The organism is Pseudarthrobacter defluvii (assembly GCF_030323865.1).
In the GTDB taxonomy this organism is placed as follows: Bacteria; Actinomycetota; Actinomycetes; order Actinomycetales; family Micrococcaceae; genus Arthrobacter; species Arthrobacter sedimenti.
In genome coordinates this window covers 2,024,760-2,045,934 of record NZ_CP066362.1, presented here as the reverse complement: position 1 = coordinate 2,045,934, position 21,175 = coordinate 2,024,760, and the positions used below count along the sequence as shown (strand labels likewise).

General features: G+C 66.1%; 21 protein-coding genes. 10 read left to right on the top strand and 11 right to left on the bottom strand.

Annotation, left to right across the window (positions count from 1 at the left end):
• Window positions 1-59: 59 nt before the first annotated feature.
• Window positions 60-1,511, top strand: coding sequence for an SDR family NAD(P)-dependent oxidoreductase (locus tag JCQ34_RS09405; protein ID WP_286404117.1), 1,452 nt, complete (start codon window positions 60-62; stop codon window positions 1,509-1,511).
• 19 nt (window positions 1,512-1,530) lie between these two features.
• Window positions 1,531-2,001: a pyridoxamine 5'-phosphate oxidase family protein gene (locus JCQ34_RS09400; protein ID WP_286404115.1), complete on the top strand. Its 471-nt coding sequence runs from the start codon at window positions 1,531-1,533 to the stop codon at window positions 1,999-2,001.
• A gap of 72 nt (window positions 2,002-2,073) precedes the next feature.
• Here the strand turns inward: JCQ34_RS09400 and JCQ34_RS09395 are convergent, their stop codons facing one another.
• From JCQ34_RS09395 to JCQ34_RS09385, 3 genes are all read right to left on the bottom strand, one after another.
• Entirely contained in the window at window positions 2,074-2,925 is an 852-nt protein-coding gene (locus JCQ34_RS09395) for a transglutaminase family protein (RefSeq protein ID WP_286404112.1), read from the bottom strand.
• Window positions 2,922-3,848 carry an alpha-E domain-containing protein gene (locus JCQ34_RS09390; protein WP_142133862.1) on the bottom strand — a complete coding sequence of 309 codons (927 nt, stop codon included), beginning with the start codon at window positions 3,846-3,848 and terminating at the stop codon, window positions 2,922-2,924. Before JCQ34_RS09390 ends, JCQ34_RS09395 begins: the two co-directional genes overlap by 4 nt.
• A gap of 75 nt (window positions 3,849-3,923) precedes the next feature.
• Window positions 3,924-5,480: a circularly permuted type 2 ATP-grasp protein gene (locus JCQ34_RS09385; RefSeq protein ID WP_286404109.1), complete on the bottom strand. Its 1,557-nt coding sequence runs from the start codon at window positions 5,478-5,480 to the stop codon at window positions 3,924-3,926.
• A 168-nt stretch (window positions 5,481-5,648) separates the two neighbouring features.
• Between JCQ34_RS09385 and JCQ34_RS09380 the strand changes: the two genes are divergently transcribed.
• Together JCQ34_RS09380 and pepN are read left to right on the top strand one after the other, a co-directional pair.
• A complete protein-coding gene (locus JCQ34_RS09380; RefSeq protein WP_434738947.1) occupies window positions 5,649-6,653 on the top strand; it encodes a YeiH family protein in 1,005 nt (334 codons plus the stop codon).
• Window positions 6,654-6,685: 32 nt separating this feature from the next.
• Window positions 6,686-9,352, top strand: a complete 2,667-nt coding sequence (gene pepN, locus JCQ34_RS09375; protein WP_286404104.1) for an aminopeptidase N — start codon at window positions 6,686-6,688, stop codon at window positions 9,350-9,352.
• Window positions 9,353-9,433: 81 nt separating this feature from the next.
• On the opposite strand, the gene JCQ34_RS09370 is transcribed toward pepN, so the two are convergent.
• From JCQ34_RS09370 to JCQ34_RS09350, 5 genes are all read right to left on the bottom strand, one after another.
• Window positions 9,434-10,531: a lipoate--protein ligase family protein gene (locus tag JCQ34_RS09370; protein WP_286404101.1), complete on the bottom strand. Its 1,098-nt coding sequence runs from the start codon at window positions 10,529-10,531 to the stop codon at window positions 9,434-9,436.
• 97 nt (window positions 10,532-10,628) lie between these two features.
• Window positions 10,629-10,886, bottom strand: coding sequence for a type B 50S ribosomal protein L31 (locus tag JCQ34_RS09365; RefSeq protein ID WP_018761303.1), 258 nt, complete (start codon window positions 10,884-10,886; stop codon window positions 10,629-10,631).
• A 154-nt stretch (window positions 10,887-11,040) separates the two neighbouring features.
• Window positions 11,041-11,850, bottom strand: a complete 810-nt coding sequence (locus JCQ34_RS09360) for a TrmH family RNA methyltransferase (RefSeq protein WP_286404097.1) — start codon at window positions 11,848-11,850, stop codon at window positions 11,041-11,043.
• Between the two features lie 7 nt (window positions 11,851-11,857).
• A complete protein-coding gene (locus JCQ34_RS09355; protein ID WP_286404094.1) occupies window positions 11,858-12,643 on the bottom strand; it encodes a sulfite exporter TauE/SafE family protein in 786 nt (261 codons plus the stop codon).
• A gap of 20 nt (window positions 12,644-12,663) precedes the next feature.
• A complete protein-coding gene (locus tag JCQ34_RS09350) occupies window positions 12,664-13,449 on the bottom strand; it encodes an ABC transporter ATP-binding protein (RefSeq protein WP_286404092.1) in 786 nt (261 codons plus the stop codon).
• Window positions 13,450-13,574: 125 nt separating this feature from the next.
• Between JCQ34_RS09350 and serB the strand changes: the two genes are divergently transcribed.
• Both serB and JCQ34_RS09340 read left to right on the top strand, forming a co-directional pair.
• Window positions 13,575-14,468, top strand: a complete 894-nt coding sequence (serB, locus tag JCQ34_RS09345) for a phosphoserine phosphatase SerB (protein ID WP_286404089.1) — start codon at window positions 13,575-13,577, stop codon at window positions 14,466-14,468.
• 222 nt (window positions 14,469-14,690) lie between these two features.
• Window positions 14,691-15,554, top strand: a complete 864-nt coding sequence (locus tag JCQ34_RS09340) for a glycosyltransferase family 2 protein (protein ID WP_286404086.1) — start codon at window positions 14,691-14,693, stop codon at window positions 15,552-15,554.
• 186 nt (window positions 15,555-15,740) lie between these two features.
• On the opposite strand, the gene JCQ34_RS09335 is transcribed toward JCQ34_RS09340, so the two are convergent.
• A complete protein-coding gene (locus JCQ34_RS09335) occupies window positions 15,741-16,502 on the bottom strand; it encodes an SDR family oxidoreductase (RefSeq protein WP_286404084.1) in 762 nt (253 codons plus the stop codon).
• 155 nt (window positions 16,503-16,657) lie between these two features.
• Complete coding sequence (locus JCQ34_RS09330; RefSeq protein ID WP_141160471.1) at window positions 16,658-17,383, bottom strand: beta-ketoacyl-ACP reductase; 726 nt, start codon at window positions 17,381-17,383, stop codon at window positions 16,658-16,660.
• A gap of 153 nt (window positions 17,384-17,536) precedes the next feature.
• Between JCQ34_RS09330 and JCQ34_RS09325 the strand changes: the two genes are divergently transcribed.
• The 4 genes from JCQ34_RS09325 to JCQ34_RS09310 are packed head-to-tail and all read left to right on the top strand — an operon-like array spanning window position 17,537 to window position 19,575.
• The gene (locus JCQ34_RS09325; RefSeq protein ID WP_286404082.1) at window positions 17,537-17,968 is read left to right on the top strand and encodes a DUF3099 domain-containing protein; all 432 of its coding nucleotides are present in this window, start codon (window positions 17,537-17,539) and stop codon (window positions 17,966-17,968) included.
• Window positions 17,965-18,222: a hypothetical protein gene (locus tag JCQ34_RS09320; RefSeq protein ID WP_286404081.1), complete on the top strand. Its 258-nt coding sequence runs from the start codon at window positions 17,965-17,967 to the stop codon at window positions 18,220-18,222. Before JCQ34_RS09325 ends, JCQ34_RS09320 begins: the two co-directional genes overlap by 4 nt.
• Window positions 18,223-19,095 carry an SURF1 family cytochrome oxidase biogenesis protein gene (locus JCQ34_RS09315; protein WP_286404079.1) on the top strand — a complete coding sequence of 291 codons (873 nt, stop codon included), beginning with the start codon at window positions 18,223-18,225 and terminating at the stop codon, window positions 19,093-19,095.
• A 3-nt stretch (window positions 19,096-19,098) separates the two neighbouring features.
• The gene (locus JCQ34_RS09310; RefSeq protein WP_286404076.1) at window positions 19,099-19,575 is read left to right on the top strand and encodes a YbaK/EbsC family protein; all 477 of its coding nucleotides are present in this window, start codon (window positions 19,099-19,101) and stop codon (window positions 19,573-19,575) included.
• On the opposite strand, the gene abc-f is transcribed toward JCQ34_RS09310, so the two are convergent.
• Window positions 19,572-21,170: a ribosomal protection-like ABC-F family protein gene (gene abc-f, locus JCQ34_RS09305; protein ID WP_286404074.1), complete on the bottom strand. Its 1,599-nt coding sequence runs from the start codon at window positions 21,168-21,170 to the stop codon at window positions 19,572-19,574. The two genes, JCQ34_RS09310 and abc-f, sit on opposite strands and share 4 nt — an antisense overlap.
• Between the last annotated feature and the right edge of the window lie 5 nt (window positions 21,171-21,175).

Sequence of the window (21,175 nt, the reverse complement as noted above, 5' to 3'; positions counted from 1 at the left end):
CAGGCCGGTGTACCACGGTTGGTGCGCCGGCCTGCGGCGTACGCTGTAAAATTTCCCTAATGAGCTCCCCCGATCTGACCCCTGAGGACATCCAGGCCTGCCTCAAGGTCCTGAACACCATCCACGCGTACGACGAGGAGCACCCGGACTACCTCGCGGTGCGCCGTGCGACGGGCAAGATGTTCAAAGCCGTCAAGCGCCACCGCAGGGTCACCAAGCGCGATTCGATCGCCGAGGCTGACAGGGCAGTCATCGCCCAGACCGCCACGGCCGCGCCGGACCGGATCGATGACGAGACCCGCGGCAACAAGCTGGAACCGTCCGCAACCGGCAAGATCGCAGGCCATCTCATCAGGTCCCGCCCCTGCTACATCTGCAAGCAGCACTACACGCAGGTGGATGCGTTCTACCACCAGCTTTGCCCCGAATGCGCCGCGTTCAGCCACAGCAAGCGGGACGCCCGGACTGACCTCAGCGGCCGCCGGGCCCTGCTCACCGGCGGCCGGGCCAAGATCGGGATGTACATCGCCCTGCGCCTGCTCCGCGATGGGGCGCACACCACCATTACCACCCGGTTCCCCAAGGACGCGGCCCGGCGCTTCGCCGCCATGGAGGACAGTGGCGAGTGGCTCCACCGGCTCCGGATCGTGGGCATCGACCTGCGTGATCCTGCCCAGGTCATGGCCCTCACCGATTCCCTCAATGAAGCCGGCCCGCTGGACATCATCATCAACAACGCCGCCCAGACCGTGCGCCGGTCCGGCAATGCCTACAAGCCCCTGGTGGATGCGGAGGACGAACCGCTCCCGGCGGCGCTGGAGCACGCCAACGGCGGCCCGGAGCTGCTGGCTTTCGGCCACGCCCATGACAAGCACCCGCTGGCGATTGCCGGCAGCGTCACGGAACATCCCGTCCTGGCAGGCGACGCCGTAACTTCGCTGGCGCTTTCCACGGGGTCCGCGTCCCTGGAAAGGATCGCATCGGGTACAGCCATCGACGCCGGCGGACTGGTTCCGGACCTTGCCACCATCAACAGCTGGACCCAGGTGGTGGACGAGGTGGATCCCCTCGAAATGCTCGAGGTGCAGCTCTGCAACGTCACCGCGCCGTTCCTGTTGGTCAGCCGCCTCCGGGACGCCATGCGGCGCTCCACTGCGCGCCGGAAGTACATCGTGAACGTCTCCGCCATGGAAGGCCAGTTCTCCAGGGCCTACAAGGGACCGGGGCACCCGCACACCAACATGGCCAAGGCTGCGTTGAACATGATGACCCGCACCAGTGCGCAGGAAATGCTGGACACGGATGGCATCCTGATGACGGCGGTGGACACGGGCTGGATCACCGACGAGCGTCCGCACTTCACCAAGGTCCGCCTGATGGAGGAAGGCTTCCACGCGCCCCTGGACCTGGTGGACGGCGCGGCCCGGGTCTACGATCCCATCGTCATGGGGGAAAAGGGCGAGGACCAGTACGGCGTCTTCCTGAAGGATTACAAGCCCAGTCCTTGGTGATGCGCGGTATGCTCACGGCATGAGCAACGAGTCATCTCCCCAAGTGCAGAACCTCGAACACCACGAATGCTGGGCCATGCTGCGGACGGTGTCCGTGGGCAGGCTGGCGGTGTTGGCGGACGGGCGTCCGGATATCTTCCCGGTGAACTACACAGTGGACGGCGGCACGCTGGTCTTCCGGACCGCCCAGGGAACCAAGCTGGCCGCAGCCACCGGCGGTGAGGCCGCCGTTGCCGTCGAGGCGGACGGGGTGGACCCCGACACGGGCCTGGCGTGGAGCGTGGTGGTCAAGGGCACTGCTGCCTTGGTCAAGAGCACCGAAGAAGTGCTGGAAACCTCCCGCCTGTACCTTTTCCCCTGGCAAGCTGGGCGGAAAGACACCTTTGTCCGCATCACTCCGGACTCGGTCACGGGACGCCGCTTCAAGGTCACCGATCCGATGACCTGGTGGACCCAGATCAACGGATCAGCAAAGGCGTCGCAGGAATAGGCCCACGGCCGGTCAACAGCAAATGCACGACAACGGGTTCCCCGGCCTTCCTGGCCGGGGAACCCGTTTGCATCAGGCGAGCTGGGTGATTTCGACGCTCACTTTGAGGGCGGATCCGCCGCCCCCGGACAGGATGCCCTTGAGCGGGGGCACGTCCCGGTAGTCGCGGCCCCTGGCCACCGTGACGTGGAAGTCGCCGGCCGGTTTGTGGTTGGTGGGGTCCCAGCTGCGCCAGTCCCCGTCCCACCATTCGAGCCAGGCGTGTGACTGCCCGGCAACAGTCTCGCCGATGCCGGCGCTGGAGCGCGGGTGCAGGTAGCCGGAAACGTAGCGCGCGGGAATGCCGCAGCTGCGCAGGGCGCCGATGGCCAGGTGGGCAAGGTCCTGGCACACGCCCTTGCGCTGGCCCCAGGCCTCCTCGGCGTTGGTGGTGACGGCCGTGGAGCCGGACATGTACGTCATCTCCCCGCGCATCCAGGCAAAGACGGCCATGGCGGCCTCGTGCGGGTTCTTCCCCGCCACGACCTCCGGAATGATGCCCAGCACTTCGTCGCCCGGGCCGCTCAACCGGGACTGCGGCAGCCAGTCGCTGAAGGCGTCCAGGGTCTCCGGGGACTTCAGGTCCTCCCAGCCCACGATGTCGGCTTCAGCCGGAATCTTCTCCGCCCGGTGCACCTCCACGGTGATGTTGGAGACCACCTCAAGGCTTTCGTGCGGCATCTGCATGTCGAAGGCCGTGACCCTCGTCCCCCAGTAGTCCCGGTACGTGCTCACGGCCGCCTGCGACGGGGCCACCTTCACCACGGATTCCAGGACCACCTGCTGCGAATCGGTCAGCGGTGTCATGCGGGCCTCGTTGTAGGACAGGGTCACCCGCTTGTTGTACTTGTAGGCCGTCCTGTGGACGATGCTCAACCGGGTCATGACACTTCTCCCACCCAGGCAAGTTCATCCGCCTGATTGAAGTACTTACGGGAAATGGCGTCCGAGGCCTGGGACACGGCCTTCTGCACCCGCTCCATGTGTTCGGGCAGCTCGGACATGAGGTCGTCCGTCCGGTGGAATTCCAGGAAGGTCCGGGCCTGCCCCACGATGCGGCGGGCATCGTTGATGAAGCCGACGCGCTGCGCGGACGGATCAAGCTTTGCCAGGCACTCGTCGGCGTCCCGCAGCGCATAGACGATGGACCGCGGAAAGAGCCGGTCCAGGAGCAGGAATTCGGCAGCATGCTGGTCGCCGAATGCCGCGCGGCGGGTGCGGAGGAAGGATTCGTAGGCGCCGGCGCAGCGGAGCATGTTGACCCAGGACATGCCCGCGGAGAGCACGTCGCGGGTAGAGAGCATCCGCGCCGTCATGTCCGCTCGTTCCAGGGAGCGGCCCAGCACCAGGAAGAGCCAGCTTTCGTCGTGGCTCACCGTGGTATCGGCAAGGCCGCTTACCATGGCGGTGCGCTCCAGGGTCCAGTTGCAGAACCGGTACGTCCCCACCACGTCCTTGCGGTGCTGGCTCAGCCCGTAGTAGGTGGTGTTCAGGCTCTCCCACAGTGCAGAGGAGACGGTCTCCCGGGCCCGGCGCGCGTTTTCGCGGGCAGCACCCAGGGAGCCGGCAATGGAGGTGGCGCTGGTCTTGTCATAGGCCAGGGCGTGCAGTAGTTCCGGCAGGCCGAAATCCTCGCTCTGCGGCCTGGCACCCATGACGGCCAGGAGTTCCTGCGCCACGCTCTTGCGCTCCTCCATGGGGAGGTGGTTCAGGCGTTCCAGGTGAACGTCGAGGATGCGGGCGGTGCCATCCGCCCGCTCCACGTAGCGGCCGATCCAAAAAAGGGACTCGGCAATTCGGCTAAGCATTCGCGGCTACCTCCTGCGCGCCCGGAACGTTGGAAAAGAGATGCCCGACGGCGGCAACGTGATCAAGTGCCCCGCTCACTGCTGCTGCTCCGACTGGCGGTCGCGCCAGTTGCTCTCCACCGGCCAGACGGAGACCCGCTCGCGGAGGGTGACGGACTGCCGCGGCACGGTTTCCACCGGCATCTGCGGTGAATCGGCCAGGACCCAAGTGTCCTTGGACCCGCCGCCCTGGCTGGAGTTCACGATCAGTGAACCCTCCTTCAGGGCCACGCGGGTAAGCCCGCCCGGGAGCACCCAGACGTTGTCGCCGTCGTTCACCGCGAAGGGCCGCAGGTCCACGTGCCGTGGGCCGAACTTGTCCCCGCCCAGGGTGGGAACCGTGGAGAGCTGCAGGACCGGCTGGGCGATCCAGCCGCGGGGGTCGGCGATGATCCGCTGGCGGAGGGCGTCCAGTTCGTCGTTGGAGGCGTCGGGGCCGATGACCAGGCCCTTGCCGCCGGAGCCGTCCACGGGTTTGACCACCAGTTCCGCGAGGTTGTCCAAGGTGTACTCCCGGGCTTCCTTCTCCTCGAGGCGGTAGGTGTCCACGTTGGCGATAATGGGCTCCTCGCTGAGGTAGTAGCGGATCAGGTCAGGCACGTAACTGTAAACCAGTTTGTCGTCGGCAACGCCATTGCCCACCGCATTGGCGATGGTGACACCGCCGGCACGGGCCGCGTTGACCAGTCCGGGGCAGCCGAGCATGGAGTCCGAGCGGAACTGCAGCGGGTCCAGGAAGTCGTCATCGATCCGCTTGTAGATCACGTCCACCCGCTGCTCGCCGGCGGTGGTCCGCATGTAGACGCGGTTTCCGCGGCAGATCAGGTCGCGGCCCTCCACGAGCTCCACGCCCATGAGGCCGGCCAGGAGAGTGTGCTCGAAGTAGGCGCTGTTGAACACGCCGGGAGTCAGGACGACGACGGTGGGATCGTCAACACCGGCCGGCGCGGTTTTGCGCAGGGCAGAGAGCAGCCGGCGGGGGTATTCCTCCACCGGGCGGATGAGCTGCTGGCCAAAGGCTTCGGGCAGGCCCTTGGCCATGGCGCGCCGGTTCTCCAGCACATAGCTGACGCCGGAGGGCACCCGGACGTTGTCCTCAAGGACCCGGAAGGTGCCGGCGGCGTCGCGGACAACGTCGATGCCGGAGATATGCACCCGGACCCCACCCGCCGGCTCGAAACCGTGGACCTGCCGGTGGAAGTGGGCGCTGGTGGTCACCAACTGGCGTGGAATCACGCCGTCGGACACCACCGTCATCTTGTCGTAGACATCGTTCAGGAAGGCTTCCAGGGCGCGCACCCGCTGCGCGACGCCGCGTTCCAGGACATCCCACTCGGCTGCCGGGATGACCCGCGGCACGATATCAAGCGGAAAGGGGCGTTCCTCACCCGCGTAGTCGAACGTGACACCGCGGTCCAGGAAGGTGCGGGCCATGGAGTCCGCGCGTGCGCTGACGTCCGCCAGGGAGAGCTTCCGGAGTGCCTCCGCCACCTGCCCGTACGAGTCCCTGGCCTGTTGCCCGGGGGCGAACATCTCGTCGTAGGCCCCGGTGCGGCCAGCGGCCTCGGAGTAATCCTGGAATAGGTCTGACATGTCCAATAGCCAACCATCTTTTTGTTTCGAATTCATTGACAGCCACCCATTGTGGCGTGTTGACGCAAAAGGCCCGGTTCGTACTTTACTGGCCTCTTCGGGCACAGTAGGTGAGTGCCAGTCAGCAGAAGCCTCCCCGAACCGGGCCATGGCCGTTTCCGGCCCCTCCTGGCGCAGTTGGCGCCGGGCCTGCTGACCGCGGCAGCCGCCGTCGGCGCGGCATTCCTGGTGCATGGACTGCTGCCTGCACTCCCCGCGATGACCCTGGCCGTGGTGCTGGGGGTGCTCGCCGCCAACCTTCCCGGCGCCGCCGGATGGACCGAAGGGCGGGCACGGCCGGGGTTGGACTTCGCGGGCAAGCACCTGATGCGCGCTGGCATTGTCCTCCTGGGATTGAAGGTCAGCGTCATGGACGTCCTCGGTTTGGGGTGGCTGTCGCTGCTGCTCATCGTGGCGGTGGTGGCCGCCAGTTTCGGCGGGACGTACGCCATCTCGCGCCTCTTCCGCCTCCCGCCGGTGACCTCGCTCCTGGTGGCAACCGGGTTCTCCATCTGCGGGGCTTCCGCCATCGGCGCCATGGCCGCCGTCCGCCGGATCCGGCACGCCGAAACCGTCCTGCCCGTGGCCCTGGTGACCCTCTGCGGAACGCTCGCTATTGGTGTCCTGCCCCTCGTCGCCCATCCCCTGGGGCTGACGGCGGCCGTGTTCGGCGCCTGGACCGGCGCGTCCGTGCACGATGTGGGCCAAGTGGTGGCCACGGCGCAAACCGCCGGGACCGCTGCCCTGGCGATCGCCGTCGTCGTCAAACTCACCAGGGTGCTGCTCCTGGCGCCCGTTGCCGCCATGGCGGGCGCGCACCACCGGCGGGCTGCGCGGTCCGTTGGCGCCGCAGAGGGCAGCACGGCGAAGATGCCGCCGGTAGTGCCGCTGTTCGTGGTGGGATTCGTCGCCATGGTGGCGCTCCGCTCCACGGGCTGGCTCCCCGGAGGCTGGCTTGAGACCGGGGCCACGCTGCAGGACATCCTGTTGGGCGCGGCGCTGTTCGGACTGGGGTCGGCGGTGCGGATCCGCAGCCTCCTCCACACCGGCGGGCGGGCTCTCCTGGCCGCTCTTGCCTCCTGGTTCCTGATTGCCGCGCTGGGCCTGGGGGCCGCATTCCTCATCGCCGGATAATCGAGCCCAACAGCCCGTGATTAGATAGCCGTGTGTCGAATGAGAATCTGCAGCGCCGTGAAGCCGCCGAACGTTCAGCCCTGATCAGCACCACCAGCTACGACATCTCCCTGGATGTCCGGCAGGCAGCTGACCCGGCCGTCCCGGGCTACACAAGCCGCAGCGTCATCACCTTCACGGCAGAGCCCGGCTCCAGCACGTTCCTGGACTTCATCGGCAGCAGCGTGCACAGCGTGCTCCTCAACGGCAAGGGACTGCCGGTGGAGGACGTGGTGCACGGGGCACGGATCCGGCTGGACAACCTGCGGGCCGAAAACCAGGTGACGGTCACCGGAACGGCTCTGTACAGCCGCTCAGGCGAGGGCATGCACCGGTTCGTGGACCCCGCCGATGGCCAGTGCTACCTGTACACCCAGTACGAACCCGCCGATGCCCGACGGGTGTTCGCCAATTTTGAACAGCCCGACCTCAAGGCCACCTACACGTTCCACGTCATGGCCCCCGCGGACTGGCAGGTGGCCTCCAACGGCGCCGAGGCGAACCGCACACTGCTCACCAGCGACCCCGCCACCGCCTGCTGGGACTTCGCCACCACCCTGCCCATGTCCACCTACATCACCACCGTCCTGGCCGGCCCATATTTCAAGGCCGAGGACCGCTGGCAGGCAACGCTCGACGACGGGACCCGCCTCGACGTCCCGTTGGCCCTCTACTGCCGCGCCTCCATGGCCGGATCCTTTGACACGGACCACCTCTTCGATCTCACCAAAAAGGGCCTGGACTTCTTCAACCGGCTCTTCGACTACCCGTACCCCTGGGGCAAGTACGATCAGGCCTTCGTCCCCGAGTACAACCTCGGCGCCATGGAGAACCCGGGCCTGGTCACCTTCACCGAAAGCTACGTCTTCACCTCCCGGGCCACCGACGCCCAGTACCAGGCGCGGGCAAACACGCTGCTGCACGAGATGGCCCACATGTGGTTCGGGGACCTGGTGACCATGCAGTGGTGGGACGATCTATGGCTCAAGGAATCGTTCGCCGACTACATGGGGACGCTCGGCGTTGACCGGGCCACGGACTGGGACACGGCGTGGGTGAACTTCGCCAACAAACGCAAGGCCTGGGCCTACGTGCAGGACCAACTGCCCACCACCCACCCCATCGTGGCGGACATCCCGGACCTCGAGGCGGCCAAGCAGAACTTCGACGGCATCACCTACGCCAAGGGCGCCTCGGTCCTCAAGCAGCTGGTGGCCTACGTGGGGTTTGACGCCTTCATCGCCGGCTCCCGGGAGTACTTCCGGAAGCACGCCTTCGGGAACACCTCGCTGGCCGACCTGCTGGCCGCACTGGATGCAGCCTCCGGGCGCGAGCTGTCCGGCTGGGCCAGGCAGTGGCTGCAGACGTCAGGGATTTCCACGCTGTCCCTGGACTTCGGTTCGGAAGATGCGGCGGAAGGCACAACAACGGACGACGACGGCACGCTGGGCGGGGTGGCCATCGTCCAGGAAGCAACGGACCCGGTCACGGGACGGGAGGAGCTGCGACCGCACCGCCTCCGCGTTGGTTCCTACGACTTTGACGCCGACGACGCACTGGTGCGCACCGGCAGCATCGAAACCGATGTGGCCGGTGCCCGGACGGAGCTCCCCCAGCTCGCCGGACAGCCGAGGCCTGCGCTCCTGCTGGTCAACGATGACGACCTGACCTACGCCAAGGTGCGGCTGGACCCGGCCTCCGAGGCAACGGTCCGTGCATCGCTGGACAGGATTACCGATCCCATGACCCGCGCCCTTTGCTGGACGTCGCTCTGGAACTCCGCCAGGGACGGCGAAAGCCCCGCATCGCTGTACGTGGACGCCGTGGCCGCCTTCGCCCCGGCCGAAACCGGCGTCGGCGTCCTGCTGAACGTCCTCGACAACGCGACGACCGCCGCCGAACGCTACACGCCCCTGGACAGCAGGGATGAGGTGCGTTCCGCCTTCCTGGCAGCGGCCGCCGCCGAACTGGACCGGGCCACGCCCGGTTCGGACCAGCAGCTGGCCTGGGCCCGCACCCTGGCCACCCTGAGCCGGCATGACGGGAGCCTCCTCCCCCGCCTCCGCGGCCTGCTGGACGGCAGTGCTCCCGTGGAGGGGCTCGCGGTGGACGCCGAGCTCCGCTGGCACCTGTGGCATGCCCTCGCCGCCAATGGGCAGGCCGGCGCGGAGGAACTGGACGCCGAACTGGCCCGGGACACCACCGCGTCGGGCCGGGCAGGACATGCCACCGCCATGGCGTCCCGGCCGGACCCTGCCGTCAAGGCCGCGGCCTGGGACGCGGCAGTCCACGGGACAGAGCTCTCCAACCAGATCCTCACGGCGACCATCAGCGGCCTGGTTACCGCCCCGGCGGCTCTGCTGGAACCTTACGTGGAGCCCTACTTCGACTGCCTGCGCACGGTGTGGGCCGGGCGCAGCATCGAGATTGCCAGCCGGATTGTCCGCGGCCTTTACCCGGCGGCGCAGGACCTGGCAGCGGGCACCCGTCCCGAAGAGCATCCGGTGGTCCAGCGGACGGATGAGTGGCTCGCCGCCAACCTGGACGCGCCGCATGCCCTGCGCCGGATCATCATCGAGCAGCGCAGCCACCTGCTGCGCGCACTCACTGCACAGGCCGCCGTCGTGAATTCATCGACACCGAACCAGCCTGCGCACTGACGCCCGGATTCGGTGCGCAGGGACAGTCCCTGCGCACCGACCGGGGACGTCCCTGTACGGGTAAGGTTGCGGAACCTGAACTCAGGGGACGCGGTGGAGCCACTCCTCCGTGCCGAACTTGCTTGCCACCCGTTCCTCTGCGGCTGCCAGCTCGTGTCCGGCCAGCTGTGATGGCGTAGCTCCGTAGCGCTGGCTGAACACCTCGATCATCGCCTCGATGATGGCCATCCGGGCAAGGCCCGTCTGGCGGCGCAGCGGGTCCACACGCTTCTTGGCGCTGCGGGTGCCCTTGTCGGAGAGCTTCTCCTTGCCGATCCGGAGGACCTCCACCATTTTATCGGCGTCGATGTCGTAGCTCATGGTGACGTGGTGCAGCATGCCGCCGTTGGCCAGGCGCTTCTGGGCGGCTCCGCCGATCTTGCCCTGGTCGGTGGCGATGTCATTGAGCGGGATGTAGAAGGCGTTGATGCCGAGTTTTTCCAGCGCGGCCATGACCCAGGCGTCGAGGAACGGGTAGGAGTCGGCGAAGCTCAGGCCGTCCACCAGGGTCTGGGGCAGGTAGAGCGAGTAGGTGATGCAGTTGCCGGCCTCCATGAACATCGCTCCCCCGCCGCTTATGCGCCGGACCACGTTGATGCCATGCTTGGCCACGCCGTCGGGATCCACCTCATTCTGCACGGACTGGAAGCTGCCGATGACCACCGACGGCTCCTGCCAGTCCCAGAAGCGCAGGGTGGGGGTGCGCTCGCCCGCGCCGACAGCCTCCGTGAGCACCTCGTCCAGGGCCACGTTGATTTCGGTGGGCAGCACGGTGGGCGCGATGATGTTCCAGTCGTGGTCTCCCCACGAGGTGGCCTTGGCCAGGGCGCGGCGGACGGTGACGGCCACAGCGTCCGCGGAGAAGCCGAACATTACCGCCCCGGCCGGCAGCGCCGCCGTGACGGCGGCAGCGAGGTCCTTGGCAGGGGTGGTCTCCGGGAGCCCGGTGAGGGCGCGGTTGATGTCCGCCAGTGCCTCGTCCGGTTCCAGGAAGAAGTCGCCGCTGACGGAGACGTTGGCAAGGGCGCCGTCCACGACGTCGAGGTCCACCACCACGAGTTTGCCGCCCGGAACCTTGTACTCGCCGTGCAGGCGCTGTTTGGCGGCGGCATCACGGGCGGGGAAAGCTGACTCAGTCATGCTTCCCATCCTGCCCCAAGAAGGCAGCGTCACGTTAACGCGGAAAGCCCGCACCGTTTCCGGTGCGGGCTTTCCGTTGAAAGCTTGGGCGAAGGAATTACTTCTTGCCGCCGAAGCCCTTGAAGCGAGCGTTGAAGCGCTCGACGCGGCCTGCAGAGTCCATGATGCGCTGCTTGCCCGTGTAGAACGGGTGGGACTCGGAAGAGATTTCGACGTCGATGACCGGGTAGGTGTTCCCGTCTTCCCACTCGATGGTCTTGGAGGAAGACACGGTGGAGCGGGTCAGGAACTTGGTGCCGGAGGCCAGGTCGTTGAAGACAACAGCTTCGTACTTCGGGTGGGTATCAGACTTCATAATGGGACCTTTGTTCGCGCAGCTGGATTTTGCCAGCTGCCAGGTATGAATGGGATGGCTGGGCTCTGTTGCATCAGCCGAAGCTGAAAAAGCAGGACAACCAGCTATCCATCATAGCCGATGCCAGTGGGGCTGACGAACCCTGCAGCCTGCGCTAGGTCCGCGCGCGGAGTTCCCAAAAGGCTACGGCGGACGCGGCGGCCACATTGAGCGAATCCACGCCGTTGCGCATGGGAATTTTGACGGCGAGGTCGACGGCGGCAAGCGTCTCCGGGCTCATGCCTGCGCCTTCGGTGCCAAGCACCAGGGCGAGCTTGTCCAGGTTGCGGGACGCGACGGCGTCCACGTCCTCCGCATCCGGCGTCAACTCCAACGCCGCAACGGTGAAACCGTGATCCTTCAGCACCTGCAGGTCGCCGGGCCAGTTGTGCAGGCGTGCCCAGGGAACCTGGAACACCGTGCCCATACTGACCCTGACGCTGCGGCGGTAAAGCGGATCGCCGCACCTCGGGGAAACCAGGACGGCGTCGATATCCAGCGCAGCTGCGGAGCGGAAGATGGCGCCCACGTTGGTGTGGTCCACGATGTCCTCCAGCACCGCCACCCGGCGGGCCCCGGCCAGAAGCTCCGGCAGCGGCACCGGGGCGGGTCGCTGCATCGCCGCCATGGCCCCGCGGTGGAGGTGAAACCCGGTGATTTCCTCCAGCAAGGCAGCCGAGCCGATGAACGCCGGAACGTCGGGGTACGCCGTGAAGACGTCGTCGAGGTCCGCCATCCACTTTTCGGCGAGGAAGAACGACCGTGGCTGGTGTCCGGCGGCCAGAGCCCGGCGCAGCACCCGTGAGGATTCGGCGATGTACATGCCTTCCGCCGGTTCGCGGAGCTTCCGCAGGTGTACGTCGGTCAGGGTGGTGTAGTCGCTGACGCGGGGATCGTCGGCGGATTCGAGGTAGTGGAAAGTCACCGGGTGATTATTGCAGCAGGTTGGCGATCATGACGGCCAGGGCCACGATGCCCAGGCTGAAGATCACGGCACGCAGGACCCGGGGCGACAGCTTGCGGCCCACTTTTGCGCCCATGAGGCCGCCGATGGTGGAACTCACAGCGATCAGCAACACCACCAGCCAGTTGACCCGGTCGAAGGCGAACAGCAGGTAGGAGATGGCTGCCACCATATTCACGCCGAGGACCAGGAAGTTCTTCATGGCGTTGGCGTTCTGGATGGTGCCCTTGAGGAACACGCCCAGGATGCCCACCAGCAGGATCCCCTGCGCTGCCACAAAGTAGCCTCCGTACACGCCGGCCAGGTACACCAGCACCACCAGGAGGATCCCGTGGCGTTTATCCTTGGCGGCCTGCGCCGGATCGGCCTCGCGCCTGCGGACCCAGTCCTGCAGCCGCGGCTGGAACACGACCATCAGCATGGCCAGGACCAGCAGGACCGGGGCCACGTAGTGGAAGACCTTTTCGGGCAGGTGAAGCAGCAGATATGCCCCCGTGATGCCGCCCAGCACAGACGCCGGCAGCAGGCGCATGACCTGCCGTCCGCGGCCGGCCAGTTCCCGCCGGTACCCGAAGGCCCCGGCGCCCGTGCCGAAGACCAGGCCCATGGCGTTGCTCATGGAGGCCGTCACCGGGGCCACGCCCAGGGCGATGAGCACCGGGAAGGTGACCAGGGTGCCGGAGCCCACCACCGCATTGATGGTGCCGGCCCACAGCCCGGCGATGAACACAATGATGCTGCTGAAGAATTCCAAGGTAGTTGCGCAGGCCTCTGCTAGCGGCGTGCTGTGGCGGTGTAGCGTCCCGCGTTCTCGCTCACCGCAAGCGGCAATCCAAAGGTGGTGCTGAGGTGTTCTTCGGTCAGGACCTCGGTGATGGGTCCGGCAGCCACCACTCCGCCGTCGCGCAGCAGCATGGCGTGGGTGAATCCCGGCGGGACCTCCTCGAGGTGGTGCGTGACCAGGACCATGGCCGGAGCGGCCTCGTCCCGGGCAAGCTCGGCGAGCTTGTGGACCAGCTCTTCGCGGCCGCCCAGGTCCAGTCCGGCTCCCGGCTCGTCCAAAAGGAGCAGTTCCGGGTCGGTCATGAGGGCGCGGGCGATCTGGACGCGCTTGCGTTCGCCTTCGGACAGGGTGGCGAAGGTCCTGTTCAGCAGCGGGCCCATGCCCCAGTCGTTCAGCAGGCGGAAGGCGCGCCGTTCGTCGTCGCGCTCGTAGCCCTCCCGCCAACGGCCCGTGACGCCGTAGGCGGCCGTAACCACGACATTCAGGACGTTTTCGTGTTCGGGAATCTGGGTGGCAAGGGCTGCGGAGGAGAGCCCGATGCGGGGCCGGAGTTCGAAGACGTCAACGCGGCCCAGGATTTCGTCGAGGATGCCGGCCGTGCCACTGCTCGGGTGGAGCCGGGCCGCCGCGATCTGGAGGAGGGTGGTCTTGCCGGCGCCGTTGGGGCCGAGGATGACCCACCGTTCACCCTCGTTGACCTGCCAGTCAACCTTGTCCAGCAGGGTCTTCTTACCTCGGACAACGCTGACGGAGTCCAGTTCCAGAACATCACTCATAGGAGTAGACACTAGGACAAAAAAGAAGATGACTGATAACCGGTGTGAAGGGTGCCTAACGGCCTTGCGGCAGCGGCCCGCAATGAATTCAAGCCACCCGTTCACCGCTGGCTAAGATTGCAGGCATGACTTCGAACGTGACTGCGGTCAGCTATGGCCTGAATATGACCTCCGCCGGGCTGGAGCAGTTGCGTTCCGTCCTTGCCTCCCAGGGCGCCGAGGTGCTGGCTGAAACGGCGTCCGGCGACGACCGCTACCAGGTCCAGGTTCTTGAACTGGTCCTTCCCGACGCGACCGCTGCGAGGCTTGCCGCACTGCGCCGGGCTGTGGCGGAGGCTGCAACGGAGGGTCTTGACACTGCCATCGTACCCGCCGACCTTCGCACCGCGGCCCGCAAGCTGCTGATCATGGACGTGGACTCCACCCTGATCCAGCAGGAAGTCATCGAGCTCCTGGCCGCCTATGCGGGCAAGCGGGAGGAGGTCGCGGCAGTAACCGAAGCTGCGATGCGGGGTGAGCTGGACTTCGCCCAAAGCCTCCACGCCCGTGTGGCCGTACTCGCGGGGCTGCCTGCCGACGTCGTCCATTCCGTCCGCAAGGAAGTGAAGCTCAGCGAAGGCGCCGACCAGCTGGTGTCCGCGTTCAAGGCCGCGGGCCACGCCGTTGCCGTGGTGTCCGGGGGATTCAACCAGATCCTCGAACCGATCGCCGCCGACCTGGGCCTGGACTACTGGCAGGCCAACGAGCTGGAAATCGTGGACGGGGCGCTGACCGGGAAGGTGCTGGGCGCCGTGGTGGACAGGGCGGCCAAGGAAAAGTACCTGCGGGAGTGGGCTGCCGCCGAAGGGATCGCCCTTGAGCACACCGTGGCGGTGGGCGACGGCGCCAACGACCTGGACATGCTCGGCGCCGCCGGCATCGGAGTGGCCTTCAACGCCAAGCCTGCGGTCCGCGCCGTGGCCGACGCCGCCCTCAACATGCCATACTTGGACGCCGTCCGCCACGTCGCCGGCGTGTAGCAGTACTGCCCACCGACCCTCGTGACGCCGAGTGGCTAACTACTGGGCAAGACGGAACTTTGCGGGCCGTATTGGGGCTGCAGAATCTTTTGCCAGCAGCGCCTGGCGTCCGGGCAGCGGGGTAAAGGCCGGGATACGAGTGTCTTCTCCGGGACGGTCCGCCGTAAAGTCAGGCCTTTAGTCTCAAATTTTATTGACCCGCGCGCTGCTAGGGTCGGCACCATGGCGTCGCCCAAGACCGTTGCTGCCATTGTTACGTTCAACCCCGATCCGCAGCGACTCAAAGACAACCTTGAAACCCTGCCGCCGCAGGTTGATGAGCTACTGATCATCGATAACGGATCAAACAACCTTGCAGAGATCCGAGCCCTTATAAACGAATTGGAGTGTCCACACCTCATAGCCAACGGCATCAACAGAGGTATCTCGGGGGCTCTAAACCAAGCTATGGAGTGGTCGGAGGGTCGTGGTGCTGGCTGGGTGCTGCTGCTCGATCAGGACTCGGTTCTTGCCCCGGGGTCGGTGGCAATACTCGGGAAAGCCCTGAAACCCGGGGTTGCCGTCGCCTCCCCCGCCATCGTGGACCGCAATAATTCCGCCACGCATAGCCCGGAAGGGGGCCAGCAACAAGTCGACTACTGCATCACTTCTGGGTCATTGTGCGATATATCTGCGTGGCGAACCGTGGGAGGATACGACGAAACCCTCTTCATTGATTTCGTTGACTTCGACTACTGCATCAGGCTCCGGATGCTGGGTTACTCCTTGGTTCGGGACGGCGACGCAGTTCTACTCCACGAAATAGGCAGGATCACCAAGCACGGTCGGCTGACGGCCTACAACCACTCGGCGTTTCGGCTCCGGCACATGGCCAATGACATGCTTGCCTACGCACACAAACACCGGAAGTCCCCGGCTCATCTCAAGGTGCATCAGCGGGGCATATTCGGCACCTACGCCGTGTTTGCCGCGAAGGCGCTGGTTATATTCCTGTTCGAAGACAGCAAAGTGCACAAATTCAAGGCACTTGCTGCCGGATCAGCAGTAGGAACCCTCAACTTGATTCGAAGATCAATAGGTAACTGACCCAATCGTCCGCAGACCCAGTACGCCTGCGACTCCGTGGGCCAGGCCCGTGGACAACTCTGAAGAGCCCTAAACATGCCATACCTGGACGCCGTCCGCCACGTCGCCGGCGTCTGACTCCCCTCTAACTGCAGATGGCCCCGGCCACCGGGTTAACCGGCGGCCGGGGCCATCTGCAAACTACTGTTAGCTGGAAGCTTCCGCGCTCTTGCCGAAGTAATCCGCTCCGCCGGCGTATTCGGTGTGGCCGGACTCGACGTCGGCCGTTGCCATCCCTGCCACAACCTGCGCGAACTCCTCCACTGAGTACAGCTTCCCGGCTTCCGCGCGCCGGGCCTCGATGGCGCCCGGGGTGGAGCGGTCCAGGAGCGTGGCGGTGACCGTGCCTTCGATCATGTCGCCGGACACCACCACCAGGGAGATGCCCTTCTCCGCCAGGTTCGGGATCAGTTTACGCAGGGCGTCCTCGCCGGCGCGCTTGCTGCGGGCCACCGGCTCGTAGGCCGGCATGGTGGGGACGGTGTTGATGAAGTGGGCCTGGTGGCTGGTCACGAAGACCACCCGCGACCCTTCCTTCATCAGGGGCACTGCCGCATTGAGCATGTTGATCTGCGCGTCGCGGTTCAGCTTGAGCGCATAGTCCTCGCCCATGCCGGTTTCCATGCCGCCGGAGGCGTTCAGGACCAGGATGTCCAGGGACCCGAAGTTCTCCATGGCGGCGCTGGCAAGGGCCTGCACGCCTTCCTGGGTGGTGAGGTCCGCACCCACGGCAACGGCCCGGCCGCCCGCGGCTTCGATCCCTTGCACCACTTTGTTGGCACGTGGTGCCTTCTGGCGGTAATTGACCACGACGGCGGCGCCCTCCGATGCCAGGATCTTGGCTACGTCAGCGCCAATGCCACGCGATGATCCAGTGACGATCGCCGTCTTGTTATCCAGCAGTCCCATACAAGCTTCCTTTGTTCGAAACATCTAAATCGTTGTGGCCTGCAGTCCATCATGCCAGCGGCCCCTGCCGATATCCCCTGTCTGATTTCGACAAAGAAGGACGCAGAGACTAGTTTCCTGCGGCGCCTGCCCTGCGGAGGCGGAGACCGGCAGGGTCAGTGGCCCATGCCCAGGCCGCCGTCCACCGGAATAACAGCGCCGGAGATGTAGGCGGCCTCGTCACTGGCGATCCAGCGGACCACGTTCGCCACCTCTGCGGCCTCAGCGAAGCGGCCGGCCGGGATGCTGGCCAGGTAGTCCTTCTGGGTGGCCTCAGGCAGTTCCGCGGTCATGTCGGTGTTGATGAAGCCGGGCGCCACCACGTTGGCGGTGATGCCGCGGGAGCCCAGTTCGCGGGTAAGGGACCGGGCGATGCCCACCAGGCCGGCTTTGGAGGCAGAGTAGTTGATCTGGCCGGGCGCGCCGTAGAGGCCGGAAACCGAGGAGATGAGGACCACGCGGCCCTTCCGGAGCCGGATCATGCCCTTGGAGGCGCGCTTGATCACCCGGAAGGCTCCGGTCAGATTGGTATCGATGACAGACGTGAAGTCGTCCTCGCTCATGCGCAGGAGCAGGGTGTCCTTGGTGATGCCGGCGTTGGCCACCAGGACTTCCACGGGACCGTGGGCCGCTTCCACTTCCTTGAATGCGGCGTCCACCGAGGCTTCGTCGGTGACGTCCGCCTTGACGCCGAGGATTCCTTCCGGAAGCTGCGTTTCGCTGCGGTAGGTCACGGCCACTTTGTCGCCATTGGCCAGGAACGCCTGCGCGATGGCCAGGCCAATACCGCGGTTGCCGCCGGTCACCAGGACGCTGCGGGGGGCGGACGCTGTTTCTGTCATAGGGGTGCTCCGGAATTCTGCGGCAGGCTGGGCCGCGGTAGCGGGGTGTGGTTTGGGCTGCCTCCGATCTTAGCGGCAGGGCCGCGGCGGGTTTGGGCAGCACTGCCGATGGTGCGAGAATTAAGGGAAGCCTTTGGAGCGTGATCATCCACCGTGACCCTTGAAAACCATGCGGGACGTTCCGCGCCCGGAGAACCGGGCCGGTTCTCCGGCGACGCCGAGGTCCACAGCATTACGGACGCCGCGGCCGCACATTCGGAAGATATGCGCCAGCGGATGATCAAGTACGCCCTGGCCATGGGGATCCGCATGGTCTGCCTGATCCTGATTTTCGTGGTGGACGGGTGGTTCAAGGTCATACCGGTTATTGGCGCGGTCTTCCTCCCGTGGTTTGCCGTGATTATTGCCAACGGCAGCGACAAGGCGGAGACGCCCAGCGACCTGCTGCTGGATTCGGCTCCGCTGGCCGAGCTTGAAAGCCCGCCTCCCCCGGCCAGCACAGACGAACCGGAAAGCGCCGTGCTCCAGGGCGAGCTGGTGAAGGACGATGACCAGGAGCGCGGAGAGCAGGGGCAGGCTAAATGAGCATTTTCGATTTCGCAGCAGGATCTGACGTCGCGTCGGAGACCGCGCTGTGCTCGCGGAAGGCGTGCAGGGCGCAGGCGTCCTGGCAGCTTCTCTGGAACAACCCCAAAATCCACACGCCGGAGCGGCGCAAGACCTGGCTGGCGTGCGCCGACCACCGGGATTGGCTGGAGGACTACCTGCAGACGCGCGGGCTATGGAAGGAAACCCTTCCCCTGGCCGGGGACGGCGGATCGCTGGAGCAGGACATCTGAATGTATCGTTTCCTTTTTTCCAGCAAGTGGCTGGGCTATCTCCTGCTGGCCGCCATCTTTGCCACCGCCTGTGTTTTCCTGGGCCGCTGGCAGATGGACCGGCGCGCGGAGACCCTCGCCGAAATCAACCGTGTGGTCAGCAATTACTCGGCCGCGCCCGTCCCCTTCGCCCAGGCACGGGACCAGTTCAACCAGCTGGACCCGGCGAAGGAGTGGACCCAGGTTGAGCTGAAGGGAACCTACGACACCGCCGGAGAACGGATTGTGCGCAACCGGCCGCTCAACGGCCAGCCAGGCTACGAGATAGTGGTCCCTTTCCGCCTCACCACGGGTGAGACAGTCGTCATCGACCGGGGTTGGTTGCCCATCGGCAACAAAAATCCGGGCAGCCCCGATTCGGTGCCTTCCCCTCCCCCAGGTGAGGTGACCGCCGTCGTGCGTTTGAAGCACGGTGAGCCCGAGCTTCAGCGCGGAGCCCCCGAAGGGCAACTGGCGTCCATCGACCTCCCCACGTACGCTGCGCAGCTGGGCTACCCGCTGATGACCGGCGCATACGGCCAGCTTGCCTCGGAAACGCCGCCGGCCGCCGAGATGCCCGTTGCCTTCCCTAAACCGTCCACGGATGAAGGGACGCACCTGTCCTACTCCCTGCAGTGGTTCGCTTTCGGCGTGCTCATGTTCGTCGGGTTCGGCTATGCGGCGCGGCAGCAGGCGCGGAACGCAGCGATCGACGCCGAGGATGAGGAGTTGCTTGATGATGGGGCCGTGCACGCCGCGGTGACCCCCCGCCGTCGGCCGCCTGCCCCGCGCAAGCGGAAGAAGGCCACCGCCGAGGAAGAAGAAGACGCCCTCCTGGACGCGCAGGGCTACTGAGGCATGGAGAAGTACGACGGCGGCCCGGTCGCCTTGGTCCGTTCCGCTTTGGTGAGGGCGGGGCTCGACGACACCGTGCGCACCTTTCCGTCGGGAGTGCCCACGGCGGCCGCAGCAGCTGAGGCCCTGGAATGCGACCTCGCCGCGATCACCAACAGCCTGATCTTCGAGCTCAGCGGGGAGCCCCTGCTGATCCTGGCCAGCGGCGCGGCCCGCGTGGACACTGCGCTGGTCGCGGCGCAGCTCGGCACGGGCAGAATCCGCCGCGCCTCCCCTGCCTTCGTGCTGGAACACACCGGCCAGGAGGTAGGTGGCGTGGCACCTGTGGGCCACCCGAAAAAGATCCGGACCCTGCTTGACGAATCCCTGCAGCCCCACGAACTGCTGTGGGCCGGAGCGGGAGACCACAACTCGATGTTCAGCATCACCTACACCCAGCTCCGGAGCATTACCGGGGCGCTGGAACTGCAGGTGCGCTAAGCCAGCGTGATCAGGTCCAGGTAGTCCTCGTTCCAGAGGTCCTCGACGCCGTCCGGAAGCATGACGACGCGTTCCGGGTTCAGGGCTTCAACGGCGCCTTCGTCGTGGCTTACCAGGACGACGGCGCCGGTGTAGTTGCGCAGGGCGCCCAGGATTTCGGCACGGCTGGCGGGGTCCAGGTTGTTGGTGGGCTCGTCGAGGAGCAGGACGTTGGCGCTGGAGGCGACGATGGTTGCCAGGGCCAGGCGGGTCTTCTCGCCGCCGGAGAGCACTCCGGCCGGCTTGTCGACGTCGTCACCGGAAAACAGGAATGAGCCCAGGATGCCGCGCACCTCGGCGTCCTTCATGTCGGGTGCGGCTGAGCGCATGTTTTCCAGGACAGTCCGGTGGTGGTCCAGGGTCTCGTGTTCCTGGGCGTAGTAGCCCACCTTGAGGCCGTGGCCGGGGATGACTTCGCCGGTGTCGGGGGCGTCCACTCCGGCGAGCATCCGCAGCAGGGTGGTCTTGCCGGCACCGTTGAGGCCCAGGATGACCACCTTGGAACCGCGGTCGATGGCCAGGTCCACATCGGTGAAGATCTCCAGGGACCCGTAGGACTTGCTGAGCCCGTCCGCTGTGAGCGGGGTTTTGCCGCAGGGTGCGGGGTCCGGGAACCGGAGTGCTGCCACCCGGTCCTGCTCGCGGACCGCTTCCAACCCGCTGAGCAGTCGCTCGGCGCGCTTGGCCATGTTCTGGGCTGCCACAGCCTTGGTGGCCTTGGCCCGCATCTTGTTGGCCTGGTCCATGAGGACCTGCGCCTTCTTTTCGGCGTTGGCACGTTCGCGCTTCCGGGCGCGCTCGTCGGTCTCCCGCTGCAGGAGGTAGCGCTTCCAGTCCATGTTGTAGAAGTCGATCTGGGCACGGTTGGCGTCCAGCAGGAACACCTTGTTGACGGTGGCTTCCAGCAGGTCCGTGTCGTGGCTGATCACGATCAGGCCGCCCTGGTGGTTTTTGAGGAAGTCACGCAGCCAGGCGATGGAGTCGGCGTCGAGGTGGTTGGTGGGTTCGTCGAGGAGCATTGTCTCGGCGTCCGAGTAGAGGATGCGTGCCAGCTCGACACGGCGGCGCTGGCCACCTGAGAGTGTTTTGAGCGGCTGGTTCAGCAGCCGGTCCGGGAGTGCCAGGTTGGAACAGATTGACGCAGCCTCGGCTTCGGCCGCGTAGCCGCCGGCCGCGAGGAATTCGGATTCCAGCCGGTCGTACCGGCCCATGGCCTTCCGCTGGACCTCGGCGTCCTCGCTGGCCATTTCGTCGTGCGCCTTCCGGAGCTTGCCGACAACGATGTCCAGGCCGCGGGCGGAGAGGATGCGGTCCCGTGCCAACTGCTCCATGTCCGGGGTACGGGGGTCCTGGGGCAGGTAGCCGATCTCGCCGCTGCGCGTGACCTTACCGGCGGCGGGAAGCCCTTCGCCTGCAAGGACACGGGTCAGTGTGGTCTTGCCGGCACCGTTGCGCCCCACCAGGCCGATCTTGTCCCCCTTGTCGATGCGGAAGCTCACCTGGTCCATCAGGAGCCGGGCGCCGGCACGCAGTTCAAGATCCTGGACAGTAATCACAGCAG

Excerpts from the sequence above, each read along its gene's own strand:
- JCQ34_RS09405 (WP_286404117.1), top strand. The coding sequence starts at position 60 with ATGAGCTCCCCCGATCTGACCCCTGAGGACATCCAGGCCTGCCTCAAG.
- JCQ34_RS09400 (WP_286404115.1), top strand. The coding sequence starts at position 1,531 with ATGAGCAACGAGTCATCTCCCCAAGTGCAGAACCTCGAACACCACGAA.
- JCQ34_RS09395 (WP_286404112.1), bottom strand. The coding sequence starts at position 2,925 with ATGACCCGGTTGAGCATCGTCCACAGGACGGCCTACAAGTACAACAAG.
- JCQ34_RS09390 (WP_142133862.1), bottom strand. The coding sequence starts at position 3,848 with ATGCTTAGCCGAATTGCCGAGTCCCTTTTTTGGATCGGCCGCTACGTG.
- JCQ34_RS09385 (WP_286404109.1), bottom strand. The coding sequence starts at position 5,480 with ATGTCAGACCTATTCCAGGATTACTCCGAGGCCGCTGGCCGCACCGGG.
- JCQ34_RS09370 (WP_286404101.1), bottom strand. The coding sequence starts at position 10,531 with ATGACTGAGTCAGCTTTCCCCGCCCGTGATGCCGCCGCCAAACAGCGC.
- JCQ34_RS09365 (WP_018761303.1), bottom strand. The coding sequence starts at position 10,886 with ATGAAGTCTGATACCCACCCGAAGTACGAAGCTGTTGTCTTCAACGAC.
- JCQ34_RS09350 (WP_286404092.1), bottom strand. The coding sequence starts at position 13,449 with ATGAGTGATGTTCTGGAACTGGACTCCGTCAGCGTTGTCCGAGGTAAG.
- serB (WP_286404089.1), top strand. The coding sequence starts at position 13,575 with ATGACTTCGAACGTGACTGCGGTCAGCTATGGCCTGAATATGACCTCC.
- JCQ34_RS09340 (WP_286404086.1), top strand. The coding sequence starts at position 14,691 with ATGGCGTCGCCCAAGACCGTTGCTGCCATTGTTACGTTCAACCCCGAT.
- JCQ34_RS09335 (WP_286404084.1), bottom strand. The coding sequence starts at position 16,502 with ATGGGACTGCTGGATAACAAGACGGCGATCGTCACTGGATCATCGCGT.
- JCQ34_RS09330 (WP_141160471.1), bottom strand. The coding sequence starts at position 17,383 with ATGACAGAAACAGCGTCCGCCCCCCGCAGCGTCCTGGTGACCGGCGGC.
- JCQ34_RS09320 (WP_286404081.1), top strand. The coding sequence starts at position 17,965 with ATGAGCATTTTCGATTTCGCAGCAGGATCTGACGTCGCGTCGGAGACC.
- JCQ34_RS09315 (WP_286404079.1), top strand. The coding sequence starts at position 18,223 with ATGTATCGTTTCCTTTTTTCCAGCAAGTGGCTGGGCTATCTCCTGCTG.
- JCQ34_RS09310 (WP_286404076.1), top strand. The coding sequence starts at position 19,099 with ATGGAGAAGTACGACGGCGGCCCGGTCGCCTTGGTCCGTTCCGCTTTG.